Here is an 18,254-nt window from a genome sequence, read left to right as displayed (position 1 = left end):
CCAGATGGTCACCTACGCGCCGCACTTCATCTCGACGGTCATCGTCGTCTCGATGCTCATCCTCATCTTCTCGCCCAGGATCGGTTTCATGGCCGACGTCCTCGGCTTCTTCGGGATGGACTCGAACCTCCTCGCCGACCCGGACGCGTTCCGCAGCGTCTACGTGTGGAGCGACATATGGCAGACCGCGGGGTACTCGGCGATCATCTACATGGCCGCTCTGGCGGGGATCGACGTGAGCTTGTACGAGGCCGCCCGCCTCGACGGTGCGAGCCGTCTCCAGAAGATCTGGCATGTGGACCTGCCGGGTATCGCCCCCACGGTGGTGGTGGTGATGATCCTCAGCGTCGGCAGTGTCATGGCGATCGGGTTCGAGAAGGCGTTCCTGCTGCAGAACCCGCTGAACCTCTCGCAGTCGGAGATCATCGCGACCTACACGTACAAGATCGGCCTGTTGAATGCCGATTTCAGCCTCGCGACGGCGATCGGGCTGTTCAACTCCGTCATCAATCTCATCCTGCTCCTGGCCGTGAACACCGTGTCCAAGCGCGTGACCGGCAACGGACTCTGGTGAAGGGAGCCCCTGCAATGACACAGAGCATCCAGACTGAGCGCCGCGCGAACGTCGAAGCGGTCACTGAGCCGGAGCCCAAGGCCGGCAAGCCCAAACGCCGCCGCGCCACCGAGCTCCAGGACACTCCCATCGACCGGATCTTCATGGTCGGCGTCTACGCCCTCCTGACGACCTTCCTGCTCATCGTGCTGGTCCCGCTCATCAACATCGTGGCCAGTTCCTTCTCCAGCCCCGCGGCCGTGTCGGGCGGCAGGGTGTTCCTGTGGCCGGTCGACTTCACCCTCATCGGTTACGAAGCGGTGCTGAGCAACGAGGACATCCTCACCGGCTTCGGCAACTCGCTGTTCTACGCCATTTTCGGCACGCTCGTCAGCGTCACGTTGACGGTGATGATCGCCTACCCGCTCTCGCGCTCAGAGCTGGTGGGCCGGAAGGTCCTCATCGGCGGGGTCCTGTTCACGATGCTGTTCTCGGGTGGACTGATCCCGACGTACATGGTCGTGCGGGCTCTGGGCCTGTTGGACACCCGTTGGGCGATGATCATTCCCGCCGCGATCGGGGCCTGGCAGGTGCTCATCGCGATGACGTTCTTCCGCTCCTCGATCCCGGGCGAGCTGTACGAGGCGGCGCAGCTCGACGGCGCTTCGGACCTGCGGTTCCTGTGGTCGGTGGTGTTGCCGCTGTCGAAGCCGCTGCTGGCGGTGATCGCGCTGATGTACGGCATCGGACAGTGGAACTCGTACTTCTCCGCCTTGATCTACCTGCGCAGTGAAGACCTGTACCCACTGCAACTGGTGCTGCGGAACATCTTGGTGCTGAACAACAACAGCGCGGGGACGGACTTGGCGAACCAGATGGCGGCCAAGCAGATGGCCGACCTGATGAAGTTCTCCCTGATCGTCGTGTCCACTGTGCCCGTGATGCTCGTGTACCCGTTCGTGGCGAGGCACTTCACCAAGGGCGTGATGCTCGGCTCAGTCAAGGGCTGATTGACGGCTCGCAAGCTTCGCCGTGACCGGCTGGAGCGCGGGCCCCCTGTTTCCCCCTCAATCCCATCAACTCCTCAATTGAAAGGCAGTCAACGATGACCAGCAGATTCACCCGAGCGGCAGCGGCCGGAGCGGCACTGGCCGTGTCGGCCGGCGCGTTCGCCGCGTGCTCCTCGGAACCGGAGACCACTCCGGACGACGTGATCACCATCTTCGCGCCCGAGAATCCCGACATGGACATGGACGAGAACGCGTTCACGAAGGTGATCGAGGAGAAGTTCGACGTCGACCTCCAGTTCGAGACCACCACGTACGACGGTGCCGCGGCCGGGGAGAAGCGGCAGATCTCCCTCGCCAGCGGCGACTACCCGGACGCCTACATGCTCATCCCATGGGTCGACCAGTTCAACAACGACGAGCTGGTGAAGCTCGGCGGCCAAGGCGTGATCGTGCAGCTCGACGACCTGATCGGCGAGGACACTCCGAACATCGTCGCCGCGTTCGAGGACGAGCCGGACTACAAGAACGCGGCCACGGCCTCGGACGGGAAGATCTGGGGCCTGCCCCAGTGGAACGAGTGCTTCCACTGCTCGTACGGCACGAAACTGTGGATGAACTCCGACTGGCTCGAGGCGCTGAACCTCGAGCAGCCGACCACGCCGGATGAGCTGCGGACGGTGCTCGAGGCGTTCAAGACGCAGGACCCCAACGGCAACGGCAAGGCCGACGAGATCCCCCTCTCCGGGGCCGTGGGCCACTCGCCCCTGCCGTACCTGATGAATCCGTTCGTGTACACGGCCGGCGTCAACGCCGAAGGCTCCACGCCGGTCTCGCTCGCATCGGTCGACGGGAAAGTCGTCCTGCAGCCGACCCGAGATGAGTGGCGGACGGGCATTTCCTATGTCTCCTCGCTGTATGAGGACGGGCTGATCGACGAGGGCGCGTTCACCCAGAACGGCGAGGCGATCTACGCCAAGGGGAACAGTGCGGACGGGGTGATCCTCGGATCGGTCACCACGCTGCACCCGGCGGTCTATGTCGATCTCGCCGCTGCTGACGGACGCGGCGCTCAGTACGACGCGGTCCCGCCGCTGACCGGGCCCAACGGCAGTGACACGTCCTGGGCCGGGCCGGCCGGTGCAGGTGGGGCGACCTTCGTGATCACCAACCGCGCCAGCGAGGCCAAGCAGCGGAAGCTCATGCAGATCATGGACTTCATTCACTCGACCGAGGGACACCTCCAGGGCGAGTTCGGCGTCGAGGGCGTCAACTGGGTCGGGCCCCAGGAAGGCGACGTGGCCCTCGACGAATCCGTGGAACCGCTGTTCAAGACGCAAGCAGCTCCCGAGGGCGAGGGCGTGAACACGGCCTGGGGCGCGATGACGCAGTACTTCAGCGACGAGACGTTCCGCGGTGGCCAGATCGTCGCGACCGACATCTACGATCCGGCCGGCTACGAGCGACGCTTGTTCGAGGCGACGAAGCTGTACGAGGGCCACGAGTCCGCAGACGCGTTCCCCTATTGGGAGGTGTCGATCACCGGTGACACCGCGACGGAACTGGCCACGGTCCAGACCAACGTGGAGAGCTTCATCGTCCAGGCGACCGCGGAGTTCGTCACCGGCACGCGCGACATCGAGAGCGATGAGGACTGGGCCGACTTCCAGCAGAACCTCACCGACCTCGGTGCCGAGCGGTACGTCGAGATCTACCGGGAAGCTTGGGACGCCTCCAAGTAGTCCCGTCAGAGCCCCCCAGTAGGGGGGGGGGGGGGGGGGGGGGGGGGGGGGGGGCGCGGCCCCCCCCCCCCCCCCCCCCCGGGGGGGGGGGGGGCGCGGGCCCCCCCCCCCCCCCCCCCCCGCCAGAACACCCGAACACTGAGAGGTCCACTTGTTCCGCGAGCAGCGCTTCATCAACGACGACTGGACGTTCGCCTACGGCGAGCATCCGAGGGCGGAGGGCGAACCCCCGAGCCCGGACTGGTACGACGTCGGACTGCCACACTCCTTCGACCTGCCGGACTTCCGCGAACAGCGGTTCTACGTCGGCCACGGCTGCTATCGGCGCACCGTCGACGTGGACGAGACGTGGTTGGGCCGATGGATCGCGTTGGAGTTCCTCGGGGTGTTCCAGGTGGCCGAGGTGTTCGTGAACGGCCGCTTCGTGGATCGGCATGAAGGCGGCTATACGCCGTTCACAGTGGACATATCGGATGCGGTGGTCGAAGGGCCGAACGACGTGTTCGTGCGGGTGAACAACCTGTGGAACCCGCGCCTGGCACCGCGAGCCGGGGACTACAGCTTCAACGGCGGCATCTACCGCGACGTGAGCCTCATCGTGGCCGACCGCGTCCGCATCGACTGGTACGGGATCGGTGTCACCACACCGGAAGTGAGCCGCGAGCGCGCTACCGTGGCCGCCTCGGTCGAGATCGTCAACGACGAACCGAGACCCGTCCGCGTGAACGTCGCTGCGGTCGTCGCCGACCCCTCCCGCACGGTCGCCTCGCTCGCGCCCGTGAACCGCATGATCCCGGCCCGGTCGCGTGCCGTGATCGAACTGGAAGGGGCCGTTGGTCATCCGCTGCTGTGGCACCCCGACCAGCCGCACCGCTACAAGCTGACGGCCTCGGTCTCCGTCGACGGGGTCGCCCGCGACTCGCAGACCACTCACTTCGGCTTCCGCTGGTTCGAGTTCACCGCCGACCGCGGGTTCTTCCTCAACGGCGAGCACCTCGACCTGCATGGCGCCAACGTGCACCAGAACCGCGGCGGCTGGGGCGAGGCGGGAACGAGAGCGGGGATCCGCCGCGACATCGCCCTGGTCAAGTCCATGGGCATGAACATGATCCGCGGCTCCCACTACCCGCACCATCCCTATTTCGCGGAGGAATGCGACCGCCAGGGTGTGCTCTTCTGGTCCGAGCTGCACTTCTGGGGCATGGGCGGCGAGAACATCGAGGGCTTCTGGTTCGCCAGCGCCTACCCCGTGGACGAAGCCGACGAACCGGAGTTCGAGGAGAGCCTGCGCCGTGCACTGCGCGAGATGATCCGCACCCATCGCAACCACCCGAGCATCGTCACCTGGAGCATCGGGAACGAGGCGTTCTTCAGCGCGGACTTGGTGGTCGACAAGGCCAAGGCGCTCACGGTCGAACTGGTCGCGCTGGCGAAGGAACTGGATCCGACCCGGCCCGTAGCGGTCGGCGGGGCCCAGCGCAAGGGCTTCGACGTGCTCGGCGACATCGCCGGATACAACGGCGACGGCGCGGAGCTGTTCATCGACCCGGGCATCCCGAGCGTCGTCTCCGAATACCACGGCGTCCGTGGCCGCGGCCCGGGCGAGTACGAAGTGGAGTGGGAGCACGGCGTCGAGGTCGACTATCCATGGCGCTCAGGGAAACTCTTCTGGTGCGCCTTCCACTACAAGTCGATCGCGGACGGGGCCGGGCTCCAGGGCCTCATCGACTATTTCAGGGTGCCGAGGCGGCCGTACCACTGGTACCGCGAGCGACTGCTCGGCATCGCGCCGCCGAAGTTCCCCGAACCCGGCGAGGCGGTCGCGCTGCGGCTTCGGTCCGACGTGCGCGAGATCCCGACGGACGGTACCGGCGACGCGCAGCTCTGGGTCGAACTCGTCGACGTCCACGGTGAGCGCGTGGCGGATGACCGCCCGGTGCGGTTGACCGTGCTTGAGGGCGAAGGGATCTTCCCGTCCGGTCCGAGCATCACGCTCGGCCCGGAGACCGACAGCATGAACGACGGGGCCGCCGCGATCGAGCTCCGCTCGTACGCGCCTGGGCGGCAGCGTATCCGCGCCACCGCCGATGGTCTCGAACCGGCCGAGATCACGCTGGTCGCGGTCGGACCGCCGCGGCCGCCGCGGTTGCGAAAGCTTGCCCCGCCCGCTCCATATGTCACCGAACCCCCTGTGGGTCAGGGCGATACGTCGCTCGTGGCCTACCGGCCGGTCGCCGTCAGCAGCGCGCTGCCCCGGCATGAGGGCGGCAACGCGACCCTCACCGGCAGCGGCACCTACTGGAGGGCGGCGAGCCGCGAGCCGGGCGAATGGCTCAAGGCCCTGCTCGAGTTCCCTTACGAGATCACCCGCATCGAGGTGGTCTTCGCCGAACCGCCGACGCAGCCGTGGACGGTCGAGACGAGCAAGGACGGCAGGAACTTCGACGAGCTGCACTGCGCGGGCGCCGACGGCGAGTCGCCGGCGGTGTACCTCGACTTCCCGAGCCGCACGGCTTCGGCCGTCCGGCTCTCGTTCCCGCAGCGGCCGATCGACGTGGAGGAGATCCGCGTGTACTGAGTTCGCAGAGGCTCCGGTCAGGGGCGGGGCTGTCTCGGTCCCCGTCCCTGACCGGGTGTGCGCAAATGTCGGTTATCGTCATCTTTTATTGAAAGATGCAGATATATCGTGCTATACTTCCAGGGAAGGCACACGTTTCAACGTGAACCTTCACGAGTACGCGGTGGCATTCCCCGGCATCGCACACCGCATGGCGCAAAGGAGCACCATGTCAACCGAACAACAGGATCGACCGCGCCTCCGCGCGAACCTCAACCGGCGAAACCTCCTGAGAGGAGCGATCGTCGCGGGCGGTCTCGCGGCCGCCGGTGCCGGCGGCGTCGGCATCGCCCAGGCCCGGACCGGCGCCCACCCCGGGATGCTGCACACCCAGGCCGACCTCGACCGCATGCGCCAGAAGGTCTACGCCGGGGAGGAGCCCTGGATCTCCGGCTGGAACAAGCTGATCGCCAACAACCACTCCTGGCCCGACTGGCAGCCCAACCCGCAGACCGGCATCTACCGCGGGAGCGGCTGGCCGCAGAACTACCACCTCTTCTACAACGACATCCACGCCGCCTACCAGAACGCGCTGCGCTGGCGGATCACCGGCACGACGACCCACCGCGACTGCGCGGTGCGGATCCTCAACGCCTGGTCGGGCACGCTCCAGGAGATCAACGGCTCGGCCGACCGCTGGCTGGCCGCCGGCATCTACGGCTACCAGGCCGCCAACGCCGCCGAACTCGTCCGCGACGCCCCCGGCTTCGACCGGGGCCGGTTCCAGTCGATGCTGCGGAACCTCTTCTACCCGATGAACGAGGACTTCCTGGTGCGGCACAACGGCGCCTGCATCACCAACTACTGGGCCAACTGGGACCTGTGCAGCATGGCCTCGATCATGGCGATCGGGATCTTCAACGACGACGACGCGCTGTTCGACCGGGCCGTCGACTACTTCTGGAACGGCGCGGGCAACGGGTCGATCAAGAACGCCGTCCCGTTCATCCACGGCGCCCTCGCCCAGTGGCAGGAGTCGGGCCGCGACCAGGGGCACGCCATGATGGGCATGGGCCTGATGGGCTCGATCATGGAGATGGCCTGGAACCAGGGCGTCGACCTGTACTCCGCCCGGGACCACGCCTTCGCCCGGACGGCCGACTACGTGGCGCGCTACAACCTCGGCCACGACGACCTCCCGTTCACCAAGTACACGTGGGGTTCCGGCGTCAACTGCAGCTACAACGAGCACACGGTGATGGGCGCGGGCGGGCGCGGCCAGCCGCGGCCGGTGTGGGCGCGGGTGTACGGCCACTACCTCTCACGGTGGGGTTTCACCCTGCCCAACCTGAAGCGGATGGTCGAGCAGAGCGGCGCCGAGGGCGGCGGCGGCGACTACGGCACGACCTCCGGCGGCTTCGACGACCTCGGATTCGGGACGCTCACGCACTCGCGCTGACCTCCGGCATCCACTCCCAGCGGCCTTCGGCCGCGACCACAGGCGGGGCCGGACCCGGTCCGGCCCTGCGACCTTCCCTCCCCTGCAACGAATGAGGAATCATGACTGAGAACCCTTCGACACCCAGCCTGTCCCGCCGCATCGTGCTCCAGGCGACCGGCGCCGCGGCCGTCGCCGGCTACCTGGCGACCGGGAGCCCCGCCGCCGCCCAAGACGCCGAGGCCCGCCTGGCCACCTACCCGATCCCCGCGGGCATCGCCCGCAACGACTCGTTCCAGATCCAAGTGCGGGTCCCGCACGGCGAGTGGCAGCCGGTCGACGCCTACAACGTGCGGCTCAAGGAGATCAACCCCGACACCGGCGGCGGCCGGACCTTCAACTCCTCGATGGCCTACTTCGACGTCTCCGGCGAAGTGAACGTCAAGGTCACCTACACCAGGGCCGCCGTCGAGACCGCGCGCGTCCGCCCGCTGTCGTACGGCATCGAACCGGAGATCGACGAGAGCACCGTGGAGTTCACCCTCGACGGCCCCCGCAACGTCGTGATCGAGGTCAACGGCGAGATCTTCGACTGCCTGCACCTGCTGGCCAAGCCGATCGAGACGGACGTCCCCGACCTCGGCGACCCGAACGTGGTCTACTTCGGGCCCGGCGTGCACGACGGCGGGGACCTGGCGGTCGCCGCCGGCCAGACCGTGTACCTCGCCGGAGGCGCGGTGCTGCGGCGCAAGGTGGTCTTCCAGAACGTCGACAACGCCCGGCTCCTCGGCCGCGGCATGATCTACGGCGTCCAATGGGGCGCGATCCCCATCGAGAACTCGAAGAACATCCTGGTCGACGGGGTCACCATCTCGAACAACCCGACCGGCAACGCCTCGACCATCGCCGAGTCCGAGCAGGTCACGATCCGCAACCTGAGCTACTTCAGCCACGGCACCTGGGGCGACGGCATCGACGTGTTCTGCAGCAGCGGCGTGCTCATCGAGGGCGCGTTCCTGCGCAGCTCCGACGACTGCATCGCCCTGTACTCGCACCGCAACCAGTACTACGGCGACGTCCGCGACATCACCGTCCGCGACTCGACCCTGTGGGCCGATGTGGCGCACCCGTTCAACGTCGGCACCCACGGCAACACCGAGGACCCCGAGGTCCTCGAGAACATCACCCTCTACAACGTCGACATCCTCGACCACCGCGAGCCCCAGCTCAACTACCAGGGCTGCATCGCGCTCAACCCGGGCGACGGAAACCTGGTGCGGAACGTCCGGATCGAGGACGTCCGCGTCGAGGACTTCCGCTGGGGCCAGCTCATCCACATGCGCGTGGCCTTCAACCGGGACTACAACACCTCCGCCGGGCGCGGCATCGAAGGGGTCTTCATCAAGAACCTCAGCTACAACGGCGACAGCGCCACCACCCCGATCATGCTCGGCTACGACGCCGAGCACGGCATCGACGACGTGACCTTCCAGAACCTCTCGATCAACGGGAAGGTCATCGCCGACACCATGCAGAAACCCCGCTGGTTCAAGATGACGGACATGGTGCCGATGCACGTCAACGAGCACGTGACGAATCTGCGCTTCATCGACGCCGCGACCGCGCCGACCGCCGAGGCGCCGCAGATCACCGCCGCCGCCGAGGTCGAGGCCGCCGCCGGAGCGCCGCTGCTCTACACCGTCAGCGCGACCGGTTACCCCGAGTCGTTCGCCGCCGCAGGCCTGCCCGAGGGCCTCACGCTGGACACCGCCACCGGTGTGGTCACCGGCGCCGCCGCGGCCGGCACCTACGCCGTCACGGTCAGCGCCGCCAACACCGTCGGGACCACCGACCACACCGTCGCGATCAAGGTGCTGTGAGACGATGTCGACGACGATCACGACCACCCGGCGCACGCTGCTGCGAGGCGCGGCGGGTTCCCTCATCGCGGTGACCGCCGCGAACGCCCTTCCCGCCGGGGCCGGACAGGCCGCGCCCACCACTTCGAGCGGCGACGCGGCATTCGTTCACCCCGGCCTGCTGCACACCGCGGCGGACCTCGAACGCATGCGTGAAGCCGTTGCGGCCCAAGAAGCACCGATCTACCAGGGCTATGCGTCGATGGCCGCTCATGCCCGGTCCTCCTTCGACTACCGCATCCGCAACACCGGTCAGGTCACGACCTGGGGCCGCGGCCCCACCGACCACACCGCCGAGGCGGCCGAGGACGCCGGGGCCGCCTATCAGAACGCGCTCATGTGGGCGGTGACCGGCGATGCGCGGCACGCGGACAAGGCCCGCGACCTCCTCAACGCCTGGTCGTCCAGCCTGGAGATGATCACCGGCGCGGACGGGCAGCTCGGCGCCGGCCTCCAGGGCTTCAAGCTCGTCAACGCGGCGGAGCTCCTGCGGCACAGCGGCTATGAAGGCTGGGCCGAGGCGGACATCGCCCGGTGCGAGCGGTCCTTCAAAGACGTCTGGTACCCGGCGATCTCCGGCTACGCCCTGTTCGCCAACGGCAACTGGGACGTCGCCGCCCTGCAACTGGTCATCGCGATCGCGGTGTTCTGCGAGGACCGCGTGATGTTCGAGGACGCCGTCCGCTACGCCGCGAACGGGGCCGGGAACGGCTCGATCACCGGCATCGTCGTCGACGAGTCCGGCCAGGGTCAGGAGAGCGGCCGCAGCCAGGCCTACGCCCAGCTCGCGATCGGGCTGCTCGCGGACGTCGCCGAAGTCGCCTGGAACCAGGGCGTGGACCTGTACGGCTACAAGGACGACCGCATCCTCGCCGGGTACGAGTACGTCTCGCGCTACAACCTGGGCGAGGAGGTGCCGTTCACCGCCGACCTCGACCGGACCGGCAAGTACCTCAAGACCGCCGTCGCCGCGGGCAACCGCGGGCAGTGGCGGCCGATCCACGAACTCGCTTACGGCCACTACGCAAGCCGCAGGGGAGTCCCGGCCCCCTACACCGAGCGGGTCGTCTTCAGAGGGACCGGCGGCACCCGCTTCACCGAGGGGCACAACGACGACCACCCCTCTTGGGGCACACTCACCTTCGCTCGCCCGCAGGCCGAGACGTCGACCCCGAAGGCACCGCCGCCCGCACCCGCCGGGCTCGCCGCCCACGACGCCCCCGATGCGATCACCGTCAGCTGGGTCGCCTCGGTCGAACCGGCCAGCATGGCCCCGGCCGACGGCTACACCGTCAAGCGCGCGGCGCTCGACGACGACGAGTACGAGGTGATAGCCACCGGTGTCACGTCCACTTCGTACACCGATGAGGACGTCGAGCCGGGCCGGACCTACCTCTATGCCGTCGCCGCCGAGAACGGGGCCGGTGCGGGCCCGGACTCGCTCGGCATCGCCGCGACCGCCGGCCTGCCCGCGGACTGGGCGGCCGCCGACATCGGCGACGCCGCACCGGCAGGCGCCACCGCCTTCGACGGACAGGCCTTCCGGATCGAGGCCGGCGGCAGCGACATCGCCGGCTCTCACGACTCGTTCCGCTTCACCTACCTGCCACTCGCCGGCGACGGCACGGTCACCGCGCGGATCGCCCACCCCGTCAGCTCGCAGTACGCGAAGGTCGGCCTGATGATGCGGGAGTCGCTCGAACCCGACGCCGCGCACGCGTCGATGCTCGTCCAGGGACTGCCCCTCCACACCTGGAGCGGTGTCTGGACCACCCGCGCCGAGACCGGCGGCGACACCTCCGGCACCGGCAGCACCCTCGTCCCGCCGACGCAGCAGGCCGAGATCACCTCGGGCGCCGGGTTCCCCATCTCGAACCTCGGATCGCTGCCCGCGTCCGCGAGTCCGCTGCCCGCGCCGTACGCGGAAGGCGCGAGCGACGGCTACCGCTGGCGCCGACCCTACTGGGTCCGCCTGCGGCGCAAAGGCTCCAAATTCACCGGCTGGATCTCGCCGAACGGCGAGGACTGGGAGAAGGTCGGGTCCTCCGAACTGGCACTCGACCGAGACCTGTACGTCGGCCTCGCCGCCTGCTCGGCGCTCGGTGCCGACACCGATCACGCCGAGACCACTTCGGCGGTCTTCGACAACGTGACCGCGCCCGACTGGTCGGTCGAGCGCCCCGCCGCCCCCGTGGGGGACCTGCGAGCCTGGACCGGCGCGAGCGCCGTCGAACTCGCCTGGAGCGCAACGGACCTCGCGGGGCGCTACACCGTCGAGCGCGCCCCGGCGAACGGCGGGCGATACGCGGTCCTCGCCTGCGGCATCGGCCCGGTCGGCTACGGCGTCCAAGCCCGATACCGCGACTCGACCGGCACGCCCGGAGACGAATACCGATACGTCGTCCGCGCCGCGAACGCGGACGGCGACGGCCCGCCCTCATCGGAGGCCCGCGCGGTCATGCCGACCCCGCCGCCACCGGCGATCGCGACCGAAACCACGCTGTTCGCCAACGCGGGCAAGCCGTTCAACCATCTGGTCCGCGCCGGCGGCGAACCGACCGGATTCACCGCCGACGGCCTGCCCGACGGACTCCGCATCGACGCGACCACCGGGATGATCACCGGGACCCCGAACGCGCAAGGCGAGTTCGACGTCCAAGTCAGTGCCGCCAACGCGACCGGCAGCGACACGGCGAGCATCACGCTCACGGTCGAGGCGCCGCCGCCGTCACCGTGGGCCTATCGCGACATCGGCGACGTCGTCCCCGATGAGCGGAGGCTCGGTTCGCGGAGCGTCGTCGCGATGGGCATGGCCGGCATCACCGGCCACGACCCGGACACCGGGACGTTCACCCTGCGAGGCGCCGGCACGGACCTCAACGTCATCAACCAGGGCATGACCGTCCACTTCGCCTCCATACCCATGGAAGGCGACAGTGCGATCGTCGCGCGCCTGGCCGAATGGTCCGGTGCGGCCGCGAACGGCCGGGTCGGGCTGGTCATGGCGAAGTCGCTCAACCCGTTCGACCAGATGGCCGCCACGGTCCTGGGCGCGAACGGCACCGTCCAGTTCTTCCGACGTCCGCGAGTGGCCTTCCGACCCAACACGACCGACGGGCCACGAGGCGTCGGAGCGCCGATCTGGCTGCGGCTCGCCCGAGAAGGCGACGCCTTCGCGGCGGCGACCTCCGCCGACGGCGAGACCTGGACCCCGGTCGGGGAGCCGCACGCCATCCCGGCCTTCGGCGCCGCGCCGTACCACGCCGGCCTCGCCGTCGTCTCCGGCAACCCGCTCGCGTTGAGCACCGCGGTCTTCGACCAGGTGACCCTCACCTGACCGCTGCCGAACACCGTCGACCCCGGCGCGGAGCACCCGCCGCGCCGGGGCACACCACCACCGAGAACGAAGGAAGCAGATGGAACACCGATTCGCGGACCCCGCCCGAGGCGGTCTGCCCGAACGCGTCACCGCGTGGCAGCGGGCCAAGTTCGGCATGTTCGTCCACTGGGGACTCTACGCGATCCCGGCCCGCGGAGAATGGGTCCAATTCGGCGACGGCGCCCCCGCCGAGGAGTACGGGCAATACGCTCCGCGGTTCGACCCGACCGGGTTCGACGCCGCCGCATGGGTCGCGCTGGCCAAGGCCGCCGGTCAGCGGTACCTCGTCGTCACCGCCAAGCACCACGACGGCTTCTGCATGTGGGACACCGCGCTCACCGACTACAACATCGTGAAGGCCACGCCGTTCGGCCGCGACCCCATCGCCGAACTCGCCGTCGAATGCGAACGCCAGGGCATCGCCTTCGGCGTCTACTACTCCGTCAAGGACTGGCACCACCAGGACTACCCCACTCGCTACACCTACCGGACCAAGCGGCACCCCGACGGCTTCCACGGCCGCCCGAAAGCCGACCCCGACTTCATGCGGTACCTGGACTACATGCGAGGCCAGCTCCGCGAGCTCATGACGAACTACGGGCGCATCGGCGCGCTCTGGTTCGACTGGTACGGCGACGCCTTCGAGCGCGAAGACGAGCGCGAGCGCGCCGCCGAGATCATCGCCATGGTCCGCGAACTCCAGCCCGGCTGCGTCGTCAACGACCGCCTCGGCGGCGTCGGCGCCGACTTCGCGACCTCCGAGCAGACCATCCCCGGCAGCGGCGGCACCCGCCCGTTCGAAGTCTGCATGACCGTCGGCGACGGCTGGGGATACGACCCCGACGACGCCGTCAAGGACGGCCCGACCCTCATTCGCAACCTGGTGGACGTCGTCGGCAAGGGCGGCAACTACCTGCTCAACGTCGGCCCCTGCGACAAAGGCCTCATCCGGGAGGGCGACGCCGAGTCGATTCGCGAGGTCGGCCGCTGGCTGGCGGTCAACGGCGAAGCCGTATTCGGCACCGCCGGGGGCCCGTCGATGCGCTGGGAGACGAACCTCGCCGCGGTCACCCGGCGGCCCGGCAAGGAGTACCTCCACGTCGACGACTGGCCCGACGACGGGCGGGTGTTCTACAACGACTTCCCCCACCGCCTCGAACGCGCGTACCTCCTCGCCGACCCCGCGCAGACGCCGCTCCAGGTCGACCTGCACCACCGGAGCGTCATGATCCATGTCCCGGCCGAGCCACCGGACCCGGTCGACAGCGTCATCGTCCTCGACTACGAGGACCACTGACCCGACCGCTCACTGAGACGGCACCGAACGCCACCTTGGTCCGGCAACGGCGGCTCAACCGACGAAACCGGAAGCCGAGCCGATCACCGACGGCGCGTTCGATCGGCGCCGAACCCGTTCGCGGGTCGGTCAGGGCCGTGGGGCCGGCGGGGCGGTGCTCTCGCGTTCGATGAGGGTGGTGGCCAGTTCGATCCTGGTGGTCGGCGGCTGCTCTGCGCGGGTGAGGCGAAGGAGCGTCTCCATGGCGCTCACGGCCATTTCGGTCAGTGGCTGGCGGATGGTCGTCAGCGGCGGGTCGGCCCATGCCGCGACGGACAGGTCGTCGAAGCCGACGACGCTCAGATCTGCGGGGACGGCGAGTCCGGCGGCTCTCGCGGCCTGGTAGACCCCGAACGCCTGGAGGTCGTTCCCGGTGAAGATCGCGGTGGGGCGCTCGGTTCGGCGGAGGAGGTCGGCCGCGTGTTCGCGCCCGTCTCGGGTGCGGAAGTCGCCGAAGCGGATCAGGTCCGGGTCCACGGGTATCCCGGCGTCCTGCAGCGCGGACCGGTATCCGTCGAGGCGCGCGCGGCTGCAGGGGATGTGCTCGGGCCCGGTGATGACGCCGATCCGGCGGTGTCCGAGGCCGAGGAGGTGGCGTGTGGCGGTGAGGGCGCCGCTCCAGTTGGCGGCGCCGACCGAGGGCGTGTCGTGGGTCGGTTCACCGGTCGGGTCGACCAGGACGATCGGGATGCCGCGGGCGGCGAGCCGCTCGAGCTGGGTCCGATGCGGTTGCGAGAAGACCGCGAGGACGCCGAGCGGTCGCCGTTCGAGGATGTCCTGCAGCCAGGTGTGGTCGGGGGTGAGGCGTCCGTGGAGTTCTGAGATCACGACGCCGAGCCGGTGCTCGCGTGCGACCCGCTCGACCCCGCGGATGACCTCGATGGCGAAGGGGCCCTCGAATTCGTGGAAGGTGAGTTCGACCAGTCGTGCCGAACCCGGCGGATTCGGGCGTCGGTAGCCGTGTTCGCGGATCGCCGCCTCGACGCGTTCGCGTGTCGCGGCGGCGACGTCGGCGCGGCCGTTGATGACCTTGGAGACGGTCGGCACCGATACACCCGCATGCGCGGCGATCTGGGCGATCGTGGTCCCGTTCGAGCCGCTGGAGGGGGCGATGCCGGTGCTCATGCTGGAATCGTATGGCTCTCTCATGTCGAAATGGAGTGTGCGTGCCGCCGCTGGTGCGTGAAGGCGAGCGGCCCGGGCACCGGACGCCCTGAGGGTCGACGGCGATGCCCGGGCCGCAGGTGTCGGCTCCCGCGGACGCGGGGCGCCGAGGTGCGGTCGGCGCTAGGCGGCTTCGCAGGTCACGGCGGGCTCAACCGCGGGACCGGAGCTGATGAATCCGAACGCCTGACGGGTCTGGCCCGCCGCGACGCTTGCGTTCCACCCGACGTCGGCGGCCGTCACCGCCGAACCGGCCTGGGAGAGTTCCGCATTCCAGGAACTGGTGACGGTCTGGCCGCCCGGCCAGGTCCACTCCAGCGTCCATCCGTCGACGTTCCCCTCCCCGGCGGTCACCGAGACGTCGCCCTGCCAACCGGAGCCCCAGTCGCTCACGACCTCGATCGCCGCGGTGCACTCACCGTTCGGAGGCGGCTCCTCCTCGCCGCTGCCGTCACCGCCGAGGGCCTGGCTGACGGCCCAGTACGAGGGCTTCTTCCGGTAGTCCTCGTCGTAGATGAGCGCCGCGCCCTGACCGGGGAAGACGCTGGGGATCCAGGAGTGCGCGTCGCTGAAGTCCCAGATGGTGATGCCGACGCACCGGTCCACCGCCAGGCAGGCCGCGGTGACCTCGGCGTAGTCGTCCGCCTGCTGGGCGTCCTTCGCCGCGTCCCGAGGCAGGTCCATCCGGATGTCGAGTTCGGTGATGGCGACGTCGACGCCGAGGTCGGTGAAGCGCTGGATGTTCGCCTGCAGCGAGTCCGGCACCTGGCCGAGGATGAGGTGGGCCTGCATCCCCACCCCGTCGATCGGGACGCCCTGCTCCTTGAACGCCTTCACCATCTCGTAGACCGCGTCGCTCTTGGCGCCGATGCCTTCGATGTTGTAGTCGTTGTAGTAGAGGCCGACGTCCGGGTCGGCCGCCCGGGCCGCCTTGAACGCCTCGGCGATGTAGCCGTCCCCGAGCTTCTGCTGGAAGACCGATTGCCGCCGCGAACCGTCCTCTTCGAACGCCTCGTTCACCACGTCCCAGTGGACGAGGCGGCCCTCGAAGTGGTCGACCTCGGTGGTGATGTGCTCTTGCATGACGCCGAGCAGCTCCCCGGCGGGCACGTTCTGCACCCACCCGGGCAGCTGGTTGTGCCAGACCAGTGTGTGGCCGCGGACCTCCTGGCCGTTCGCCAGGCCCCAGTCCACGTAGGAGTCGGCGCGGGTGAAGTCGAACTGGCCGCGGTTGGGCTCGGTCGCGTCCCACTTCAGCGCGTTGCCAGGGGTGATCGAGCCGAACTCGCCGCCGAGGATGTCGTTATAGGCGTCGTTCGGGAAGCCGTCCATGGCCGATCCGAAGTAGATGCCGTGGTTCTCGGCGAGCTCGCCGAGCGTGGACTGCTGGACATCGGCCTCGGCAGGTGCCGGATCTGCTGAGGCCGTCAACGGCACCGCGACGCCGGCGCCGAGCGCGAGAAGGCCCGCTACGGACAGCATCGTCCGGCGGCGCCTCCGCTTCGATTGCGGGGACTGGGTCATATGCACTCCTTGGGAGGGTGATCGCGTCAAGCCCCGAAAACTTTCGGGGCATGACCGAAACATCGATCGGAAGGCGACAATATATTGAGAGACATGAATCTGTCAATCCCATCCCGTGGCACGGTGAACAGCGCATCTGCCGCGGTGATCGGGAGAAGCGGCGTGAGAGCGCGGTGGCACCTCCTCCGAAAGCCCGGTTCGGGCGCCCAATCCGAACCTTTCGGCGAATTGCTCTCGCGCTGCCTCAGTGGTGCTTTCGAATGCCCACGGCGACAAGGCAAAACGGCAGTTTGCGGACGTAGGGCATGTACCCATGAGTCCACGTTGGGCGCTCATACTGAGCAATGCATACCGAGCCCGAAAGGAGCCCTTCATGCGCCTTCTCAAGCGAATCGCCCTCGCTATCGCCCTGACGCTGACCGTCATCGTGACGACCCCGGCATTGCCCGCTGCGGCGGACGGTCCGGCACTGGTCCCGCTCGTCTCCTTCTTCAGCCCCAGCAGGGGCGACCACTTCACGACGACCCAGTCGTCATGGACGTGCAAGTACTTCCGCACCTGCGCGGCGGATCCCGGCTATCAAGCGGTCGGGATCCAGGGTTACGTCTACAACCCGGCGAACCCGCAGCCGGCGAACTCCACGCCGCTCTACCACTGGTGGAGCGCCGCCCGCGGCGACAACTTCCTCACCACCGATCCGAACTGGGCCGGCGAGGTCGGCGACCGCCGAACCTCAGGCGAGGAGTACGTGCTCTTCCGGATCGAGGGCTACGTGTCGACCTTGTCGCCCAGCGGCGCGGTCCCGCTCCGCAGCTTCTGGAACCCCGACCTCGGGGACAACGCGGCGATGGCCACCTGGCGCACGTGGACGCCGCCGCCGGCCGGTTGGACCTCGTACCGCAGCGAGGGCTTCCTGCTGCCTCCGCCGGAAACGCCCTTGGTCCTGTGCACGAGCAACGTCTCACACGACTCGCAGGACCCCGCGGCTTGGAACGCTTACGGCAACACGGTGACCGACTGGAACCGATCGTGGAACCTTCTGGACGGGGACGCGCTGAAGGTCACGGCGGCCCCCGGCAGCGTGATCAGGGTCGACTACTGGGGACGCGAGGAATCGGTGTTCGGCGACCTGTTCGCCCACAATCCGGGCGGTCCCGCGCCGGAGCTCGCCCCGTACTCGCTCATCGGCCGGGTCGACGCCGGCGCCATGTACGTCCACGGCTGGGGCTGGTACGAGGCCAACCGATGGTTCCCGGCGATCGGGACGGTGCACACCGGCACACCCTGCATGCTGTACGAGTCCCTCGGCACCACCAGCCGGAAGCTGCAGTTGAGCTTCAACGACTCGAATCTGAGCGACAACGGGGGCTACGCCCCGGTGACCGTTCGCCAATGGTGGTGAGGCGCAGCGGGCCGCCGACGCGGTTCCGCCGGAATCGCATCCGGCGGCCCGCAGTTCCGCAACGGCGGCTTCGGGGGAGGAGAAGGGCGCGGCCGACCCAACCGCGGCCGCGCCCGGCCCGCGACGGTCGGTCGCGGACGTGTTTGAGCACTAGAAGCTTCAACTAAGGCGAGAATGAATGTCAATTCGAGATGATGCAAGTCACGCCGAACAGCGGGCATGCTTGACGGATC

General features: G+C 68.6%; 11 protein-coding genes. 9 read left to right on the top strand and 2 right to left on the bottom strand.

Going from position 1 to position 18,254, the window contains the following annotated elements:
• The 8 genes from JHY01_RS08315 to JHY01_RS08280 form a co-directional block, all read left to right on the top strand.
• Positions 1-574: ABC transporter permease subunit (locus JHY01_RS08315; protein WP_205325150.1), on the top strand; the 574-nt coding region annotated here is incomplete at its 5' end.
• A 14-nt stretch (positions 575-588) separates the two neighbouring features.
• Positions 589-1,563, top strand: coding sequence for a carbohydrate ABC transporter permease (locus tag JHY01_RS08310; protein WP_205325149.1), 975 nt, complete (start codon positions 589-591; stop codon positions 1,561-1,563).
• A gap of 95 nt (positions 1,564-1,658) precedes the next feature.
• The gene (locus JHY01_RS08305; RefSeq protein ID WP_205325148.1) at positions 1,659-3,302 is read left to right on the top strand and encodes a hypothetical protein; all 1,644 of its coding nucleotides are present in this window, start codon (positions 1,659-1,661) and stop codon (positions 3,300-3,302) included.
• Between the two features lie 151 nt (positions 3,303-3,453).
• Positions 3,454-5,880 (top strand): glycoside hydrolase family 2 TIM barrel-domain containing protein, encoded by a 2,427-nt coding sequence (locus tag JHY01_RS08300; RefSeq protein ID WP_205325147.1) that lies wholly within the window; start codon positions 3,454-3,456, stop codon positions 5,878-5,880.
• Between the two features lie 208 nt (positions 5,881-6,088).
• Complete coding sequence (locus tag JHY01_RS08295; protein ID WP_205325146.1) at positions 6,089-7,318, top strand: alginate lyase family protein; 1,230 nt, start codon at positions 6,089-6,091, stop codon at positions 7,316-7,318.
• A 101-nt stretch (positions 7,319-7,419) separates the two neighbouring features.
• Positions 7,420-9,177 carry a glycosyl hydrolase family 28 protein gene (locus tag JHY01_RS08290; protein ID WP_205325145.1) on the top strand — a complete coding sequence of 586 codons (1,758 nt, stop codon included), beginning with the start codon at positions 7,420-7,422 and terminating at the stop codon, positions 9,175-9,177.
• 4 nt (positions 9,178-9,181) lie between these two features.
• A complete protein-coding gene (locus JHY01_RS08285) occupies positions 9,182-12,553 on the top strand; it encodes an alginate lyase family protein (RefSeq protein WP_205325144.1) in 3,372 nt (1,123 codons plus the stop codon).
• 79 nt (positions 12,554-12,632) lie between these two features.
• The gene (locus JHY01_RS08280) at positions 12,633-13,892 is read left to right on the top strand and encodes an alpha-L-fucosidase (RefSeq protein ID WP_205325143.1); all 1,260 of its coding nucleotides are present in this window, start codon (positions 12,633-12,635) and stop codon (positions 13,890-13,892) included.
• Positions 13,893-14,021: 129 nt separating this feature from the next.
• Here JHY01_RS08280 and JHY01_RS08275 read toward each other — a convergent pair whose 3' ends face one another.
• Together JHY01_RS08275 and JHY01_RS08270 are read right to left on the bottom strand one after the other, a co-directional pair.
• A complete protein-coding gene (locus JHY01_RS08275) occupies positions 14,022-15,056 on the bottom strand; it encodes a LacI family DNA-binding transcriptional regulator (protein ID WP_205325142.1) in 1,035 nt (344 codons plus the stop codon).
• Between the two features lie 162 nt (positions 15,057-15,218).
• Entirely contained in the window at positions 15,219-16,619 is a 1,401-nt protein-coding gene (locus JHY01_RS08270; protein ID WP_205325141.1) for an endo-1,4-beta-xylanase, read from the bottom strand.
• A gap of 373 nt (positions 16,620-16,992) precedes the next feature.
• Between JHY01_RS08270 and JHY01_RS08265 the strand changes: the two genes are divergently transcribed.
• Positions 16,993-18,021 carry a hypothetical protein gene (locus tag JHY01_RS08265; protein WP_205325140.1) on the top strand — a complete coding sequence of 343 codons (1,029 nt, stop codon included), beginning with the start codon at positions 16,993-16,995 and terminating at the stop codon, positions 18,019-18,021.
• Positions 18,022-18,254: the final 233 nt, after the last annotated feature.

Origin of the sequence: Glycomyces sp. YM15, assembly GCF_016918015.1 — a bacterium.
Classification (GTDB): domain Bacteria; phylum Actinomycetota; class Actinomycetes; order Mycobacteriales; family Micromonosporaceae; genus Glycomyces.
Note: the sequence above shows the minus strand (reverse complement) of the source record. Positions and strands in the feature narration are given on the sequence as shown.

Coding starts and splice junctions, on each gene's coding strand:
- JHY01_RS08310 (WP_205325149.1), top strand. CDS start 589: ATGACACAGAGCATCCAGACTGAGCGCCGCGCGAACGTCGAAGCGGTC.
- JHY01_RS08305 (WP_205325148.1), top strand. CDS start 1,659: ATGACCAGCAGATTCACCCGAGCGGCAGCGGCCGGAGCGGCACTGGCC.
- JHY01_RS08295 (WP_205325146.1), top strand. CDS start 6,089: ATGTCAACCGAACAACAGGATCGACCGCGCCTCCGCGCGAACCTCAAC.
- JHY01_RS08290 (WP_205325145.1), top strand. CDS start 7,420: ATGACTGAGAACCCTTCGACACCCAGCCTGTCCCGCCGCATCGTGCTC.
- JHY01_RS08285 (WP_205325144.1), top strand. CDS start 9,182: ATGTCGACGACGATCACGACCACCCGGCGCACGCTGCTGCGAGGCGCG.
- JHY01_RS08280 (WP_205325143.1), top strand. CDS start 12,633: ATGGAACACCGATTCGCGGACCCCGCCCGAGGCGGTCTGCCCGAACGC.
- JHY01_RS08275 (WP_205325142.1), bottom strand. CDS start 15,056: ATGAGCACCGGCATCGCCCCCTCCAGCGGCTCGAACGGGACCACGATC.
- JHY01_RS08270 (WP_205325141.1), bottom strand. CDS start 16,619: ATGACCCAGTCCCCGCAATCGAAGCGGAGGCGCCGCCGGACGATGCTG.
- JHY01_RS08265 (WP_205325140.1), top strand. CDS start 16,993: ATGCGCCTTCTCAAGCGAATCGCCCTCGCTATCGCCCTGACGCTGACC.